This is a genomic window from Desulfurella sp., from assembly GCF_023256235.1.
GTDB lineage: Bacteria > Campylobacterota_A > Desulfurellia > Desulfurellales > Desulfurellaceae > Desulfurella.
In genome coordinates, this window is record NZ_JAGDWY010000040.1 from 1 (window position 1) to 6,153 (window position 6,153).

The following is a 6,153-nucleotide window of genomic DNA, read 5'->3' on the forward strand; positions in this document are numbered from 1 at the left end:
CAGGGGGAATCGAACCCCCGTTACCGGCGTGAGAGGCCGGCGTCCTAACCGCTAGACGATGAGGCCAAATGGCTGGGAGAGGAGGATTCGAACCTCCACTAGCGGATCCAGAGTCCGCGGTCCTACCGTTAGACGATCTCCCAAATGCAGGCTATATTGTATTAATTAATTGGGCTTTTGTCAAACAGTAAAAATTTCTTTTTTTGAAAAATTTTACAACTTCTGTACTTTGTGTTAAAATATACATAAAAATTAAGGAGGTATTTATGGATTTAGAAAAACAGCTTGAGTATTTGCAAATAGTAAACTTAAAAAAGGTTTACCGAAATTTACCAACACCTGTATTAGTTGAAAAAATTCTCGAAAATAAAGAAGGCATTTTAGCCCATATGGGCCCTATTGTTGTAGAAAGCGGAAAATACACGGGAAGGTCACCAAAAGATAAGTTTATTGTAAAACAAGATCCAAGCAAAGACCATATATGGTGGGGAAAAGAAAATCAAGAAATTAGCCCGCAAGCTTTTGATAATCTTTACAAAAAAGTAGTAGCTTATTTACAACAAAAAGAAATTTATGTAATGGATGGTTATGCAGGAGCGGATCCAAGATATAGATTACCAATTAGAGTTATTTCTACACTTGCCTGGCAATCATTATTTGCAAGAAATATGTTTATAAGAGAACTTGATCCAAAAAAACTTGAAAATTTCGAACCTGGATTTACTGTAATAGCTGCACCTGAGTTTAAAGCTATACCTGAAATTGACGGCACCCGAAGCGAAGTATTTGTTTTGTTAAATTTTGAAAAGAAAATAGTTTTAATAGGTGGCAGTGGTTACTCAGGTGAAATTAAAAAATCTGTTTTTAGTGTAATGAACTATTTAATGCCACTAAAGGGCATAATGAGTATGCATGCAAGTGCCAATTTAGGAAAAGGTGGCGATGTGGCAATTTTCTTTGGACTATCCGGTACAGGTAAAACGACACTGTCTTCTGATCCAGAACGTTTTTTGATTGGAGATGACGAACATGGCTGGAGTGATGATGGTGTGTTTAATTTTGAAGGTGGTTGTTATGCAAAAGTCATCAATCTTTCTAAAGATGACGAACCTCTAATATACGAAACAACCAGAAAATTTGGCACAATATTAGAAAATGTTGTAATTGATAAACAAACGCGCAGGGTTGATCTATTTAATGACTCAATCACAGAAAATACAAGAGCGTCCTATCCAATAACTTATATACCAAATGCATTAAAAGAAGGTATTGGACCACACCCAAAAAATATAATAATGTTAACATACGACGCATTTGGTGTGTTACCTCCTGTATCAAAGCTTAATACAAATCAAGCAATGTACCATTTCATTAGTGGATATACTGCAAAAGTTGCAGGTACCGAAGCTGGTATTGAAGAGCCAACCGCAGTATTTTCTACATGCTTTGGCGCGCCATTCATGGTACTGCCACCAACCGTTTATGCAAAACTATTAGGAGAAAAAATACAAAAACACAGTGTTAATTGCTGGCTTGTAAATACTGGTTTAAATGGTGGGCCATATGGGATTGGGAAACGTATTAGCATATCACATACACGCGCTATAATTAGAGCTATTCTAAGTAATGAATTAAATGATGTAGAATACGAAGTTTTGCCAATATTTAATCTTCATATTCCAAAAAATTGTCCAGAAGTACCTCAAAGCATTTTAAACCCCAGACAAAGCTGGAAAGATAAAGATGCTTATGATAATCAGTTGAAAAAATTAGCGCTGGCTTTTAAGAAAAACATCGATTCATTTGGCTTTGAAATTGATAAAGATATTATTCAAGCAGGTCCTCAAATTTAATTAAAAAAAATAATAAATGGGAAGCTTTAAGCTTCCCTAATTTTTTGTTAGTTTTGTGACGTTGAATTAGAAGCGGTTGAAGCTAGTGTTGAATCTGAATAAAAATTCATATCTTTGAGTTTATTTAATGCGTATTCGCACCCTAAAGTATAAATTTTAATTGGTACTACTCCCGCATTAATCATACCAAGCTCTTTGGCTGCTCCTCTTGATAGGTCCAGTATGCGCCCCTTGACATATGGTCCTCTGTCTACAATTTTTACAAACAGCTCTTTACCGTTGTAAAGATTTTTTACTAACACTTTACTGCCAAAGGGTAGGGTTTTACTAGCTGCAAAAATTTCATCACTGTTGTAAACATTGCCATTTGCTGTTTGCATTAAAGAATCTCTCAAACCATACCATGAGGCATAACCTTTTTGAATCTGACACGCATTGTTTTCGTTTGAAAGTGATTTTAAAATGTCATCAACCGTAGCTTCACCCGCAAATGCCCGGGAAAAACTAACAAAAAATAACACCGTTAAAACTAACCAAAACCTTTTCATGTTTTCAAGTATAAAAAATAGATACAAAATTGTCAAGAAAAAATGCATATTTTAAAAATCAGATAATTTTTTTCACCAAAAAACCTAAATTTTTTGAGAGATTTTAAATAAGTAATAAACTAATATACTAAATTCAATTATAAATTGTAACATTTTGATTTTTTAATATTCATTTTGTATAATGACAAACAAAAAGGAGTTGACTAATGCTATTTTCTAAAAGTTCAATTTACACATTAAAAGAAAAACCAAAAGATGCTACAATTGATAGTCATGAATTACTAATAAGGGGAGGTTTTATCAGCCAGGTTTCCAGTGGTATTTATACATATATGCCACTTGGTCTTAGAGTTATCAAAAAAGTTTCAAAAATTATAGAAGAAGAAATGGACGCAAAAGGAGCTCAACAAATTTTAATGCCAGCAGTTCAACCAGCTGAGTTATGGGTTGAATCTGGCAGATGGAGTCAATATGGCAAAGAATTGTTACGTTTTAAAGATAGAAGCGATAGAGATTTTGTCATAGGTCCTACACATGAAGAAGTTGTATCAGATATTGTAAGAAAGTATGTAAACAGCTACAGACAGCTTCCTATAAACCTATACCAGATCCAGACAAAATTTAGAGACGAAATACGTCCTAGATATGGCCTTATGAGAGCAAAAGAGTTTATAATGAAAGATGCATACAGTTTTGATGCAAACCCCGAAGGATTAGATGTCAGTTATGAGAAAATGCGCGATGCCTACTGCAGAATATTTAAACGCTGTGGTTTAAATTTCAGAATTGTAAAAGCCGATAGTGGAGCTATTGGCGGTAGAGACTCAGAAGAATTTATGGTTTTATCCAATGTTGGAGAAGATGAAATCTTTGTTTGCGATAATTGCGATTATGCTGCAAATGCAGAAAAGGCTCAAAGCATAACCTCACAAGACATTACCATACCAGGTGAAATTGAAAAAGTATATACGCCTGATATTAAAACAATTGATGAGATTTGTAAGTTCTTAAACATAGAAAGCACTAAAGTTGCCAAATCATTGTTATACAAAAACGAAAAAGGTGAAATCTTTTGTTTTATGCTATTAGGAAGTGATTCATTAAATGAAACAAAAGCTAAAAATGCTACATCAAGTATAGAACTTTTCGCTCTAACAGACGAAGAAATAATGCACTTGGGTCTAATAAATGGTTTTGTTGGACCAATTAATCTTCCAAGAAATATAAGTATTGTTGCAGACAAGCGCTTAGAACAAATAAACAACATAATAGTTGGAGCTAATGAAAAAGATTACCATTTAAAGAATGTATCTATGAAAAATATAAATGCTCAATATTTTGATATAAGAAATGTAAATGAAGGAGAAACCTGCCCAGTTTGTGGCAAAGGTAAGTTAAAAAAATATATGGGAATCGAAGTGGGCCACATTTTTAAATTGGGCTTAAAATACTCAAAAGCAATGAATGTTGTATATCTGGATAAAAATGGCAAACAACAATATATTTATATGGGTTGTTATGGCATTGGCGTTGGCAGGTGCGCCCAGGCATGCATTGAGCAAAACCATGATAGTGACGGAATTATCTGGCCAATTTCGATTGCACCATTTGAGGTTGAGATAGTACAGATTGACCAGGATGAAAAAATAAAGAAATTCTGTCAAAATTTATACAATCAATTAAACGCTTCACATATAGAGGTTCTTTATGACGATAGAGTAGAGCGCCCTGGTATAAAGCTAAAAGATATGGATTTAATAGGTATACCAGTAAGCATAATTGTAGGAGCTAAAAATTTTCAAAATAACAAAGTAGAAATACGGATAAGAAAAACTAAAGAAAAAATACTATGCAATAGCGATGAATCTTTAAACAAAGTAAAAGATATAATAAATAATCTTTATAAAGAATTGGAGGCAATATGAAAGATTTAAAAGAAAAATTATTTAGAAAACAAAAAAATGCTTGGGTTGAAAATAAAAATGATGAAGTATTTAAATTTGCCAGAAGCTATATTGATTTTTTAAACGTTTGCAAAACCGAGCGCGAAACTGTAAATTATGTTAAAGAATATTTTTCAAATCACGCAAAAGACGAACTTATTTTTATAAACAGAAATAAAAATGTTGCGTTGGTGCGCATTGGAAAAGAAAATGGTGCAAGGCTAATAGCTAGTCATATCGATTCACCTCGCATAGATTTAAAGCAAAATCCAATTTTTGAAGATTCCAATATTGCTATGTTTCACACTCACTACTACGGAGGCATAAAAAAATATCAGTGGCTAAATATACCACTTGCGCTGCACGGTGTAATTATTAAATCTGATTTAAAAACATTAGAATTTAATATAGGTGAAAATGAAGATGATCCAGTATTTGTCATACCAGATTTATTGCCACACCTATCCAAGAACGTCGTTGATGAAAAACCAGTAAAAGAAGCTTTTGATGCTGACAAGTTAAATTTAATTGTAGGCTCAATTCCATTTAGCGATGAAGAAAAAGACCAGATTAAGCTAAATATACTAAAAATCTTAAACGAAACCTATGGCATTTATGAAGAAGACTTTATCTCAGCCGAAATTACACTTACTCCGGCATTTAAAGCAAAAGATGCAGGGTTTGATAAAAGTTTAATAGCTGGTTACGGTCAGGATGACAGGATTTGCGCATATACCAGTCTTAAAGCTTTCTTTGATTCAAAAAAAGCAGCTCAAACGCAAATTGTTTTAATGGTAGATAAAGAAGAAATCGGATCAGAAGGAAATACATCGGCACAATCCAGTTTTTTGTTTGAAGTTGTTATTGAAATTTTAAAAGCAAAAAAAATTGAACCAACATTTGAAAACATTGTGTCATTCTTTAAACATTCTGAGTGTCTATCTGCGGATGTGAACGGCGCAGTAAACCCAATGTATAAAGAAGTACATGAAAAAGACAATGCCTCTTACATAAACAATGGTGTTGTGCTAACAAAATTTACAGGTCATGGCGGAAAATACATGGCAAACGATGCCAATGCTGAATTTGTAGGCAAAATTAGAAAAATTTTCAACGATAACAATGTAGTGTGGCAAACGGGCGAGTTGGGCAAAGTTGATGAAGGTGGCGGTGGCACAATTGCAAAATACATAGCAAATCACAATATAGAAACCATAGATTGTGGTCCAGCTCTAATTTCTATGCATTCGCCATATGAAATTTCATCAAAAGCGGATCTTTTTGAAACATATAAAGCTTACAAGGCCTTTTTAAGCTACTAGATATGTTTTTAAATAGGAAAATAAATTTTACAAAATTAATTGAAAACATCTCTTATTCACTAGACTTGATGGCTTTTGGGAAAAACCCAAGCCATCACGCCCTAAGAGTTGGCTTTATATCAATAATTATTGCCAATACTTTAAATTTAACAAGAACGGAAAAAATAGATTTATATTTATCCTGTCTGGTTCATGATGTTGGCGCTGTTGGTATCGAAGGCCAGCTGTTGTCTGAAGAAAATCGCAATATGATTAACCTTCAAGAACATGCGCAACTTGGCTATGATATTTTAAATCAGATACCATTTTGCGAGCATATAGCTCTAATTGTCAAAGACCACCACAATGCATCTTCTTCCAACCTTCTTTCACGCATAATATACTTTGCTGACGAAGTTGATGTTATTGCAAGAAAACAAGAGTTTTATAACCCAAAGGACTTGCAAGCCAAAGTTTTTGCTGTATTTAAAGATAAGTTGCACTTTAA

5 protein-coding genes and 1 tRNA gene are annotated in these 6,153 nt (G+C 33.5%); 4 read left to right on the plus strand and 2 right to left on the minus strand.

Annotated elements, in window-relative coordinates; genetic code table 11:
* Window positions 1-69: 69 nt before the first annotated feature.
* Window positions 70-143: transfer RNA gene (locus Q0C22_RS04145), tRNA-Gln, on the minus strand.
* A gap of 123 nt (window positions 144-266) precedes the next feature.
* On the opposite strand from Q0C22_RS04145, the gene pckA reads away from it, so the two are divergent.
* Window positions 267-1,853, plus strand: coding sequence for a phosphoenolpyruvate carboxykinase (ATP) (gene pckA / locus Q0C22_RS04150; RefSeq protein ID WP_291491735.1), 1,587 nt, complete (start codon window positions 267-269; stop codon window positions 1,851-1,853).
* Between the two features lie 47 nt (window positions 1,854-1,900).
* On the opposite strand, the gene Q0C22_RS04155 is transcribed toward pckA, so the two are convergent.
* Window positions 1,901-2,401, minus strand: a complete 501-nt coding sequence (locus tag Q0C22_RS04155) for a septal ring lytic transglycosylase RlpA family protein (protein ID WP_291491747.1) — start codon at window positions 2,399-2,401, stop codon at window positions 1,901-1,903.
* A gap of 206 nt (window positions 2,402-2,607) precedes the next feature.
* Here Q0C22_RS04155 and Q0C22_RS04160 point away from each other — a divergent pair, with 206 nt between their 5' ends.
* The 3 genes from Q0C22_RS04160 to Q0C22_RS04170 form a co-directional block, all read left to right on the plus strand.
* Entirely contained in the window at window positions 2,608-4,326 is a 1,719-nt protein-coding gene (locus tag Q0C22_RS04160; protein WP_291491755.1) for a proline--tRNA ligase, read from the plus strand.
* Window positions 4,323-5,666 carry an aminopeptidase gene (locus Q0C22_RS04165; protein ID WP_291491763.1) on the plus strand — a complete coding sequence of 448 codons (1,344 nt, stop codon included), beginning with the start codon at window positions 4,323-4,325 and terminating at the stop codon, window positions 5,664-5,666. Before Q0C22_RS04160 ends, Q0C22_RS04165 begins: the two co-directional genes overlap by 4 nt.
* A gap of 68 nt (window positions 5,667-5,734) precedes the next feature.
* On the plus strand, window positions 5,735-6,153 hold a 419-nt coding region (locus Q0C22_RS04170; RefSeq protein ID WP_291491771.1), incomplete at its 3' end, for an HD domain-containing protein.

Bases quoted from the DNA above. Each gene is read 5' to 3' on its own strand.
- pckA (WP_291491735.1), top strand. From the start codon at position 267: ATGGATTTAGAAAAACAGCTTGAGTATTTGCAAATAGTAAACTTAAAA.
- Q0C22_RS04155 (WP_291491747.1), bottom strand. From the start codon at position 2,401: ATGAAAAGGTTTTGGTTAGTTTTAACGGTGTTATTTTTTGTTAGTTTT.
- Q0C22_RS04165 (WP_291491763.1), top strand. From the start codon at position 4,323: ATGAAAGATTTAAAAGAAAAATTATTTAGAAAACAAAAAAATGCTTGG.
- Q0C22_RS04160 (WP_291491755.1), top strand. From the start codon at position 2,608: ATGCTATTTTCTAAAAGTTCAATTTACACATTAAAAGAAAAACCAAAA.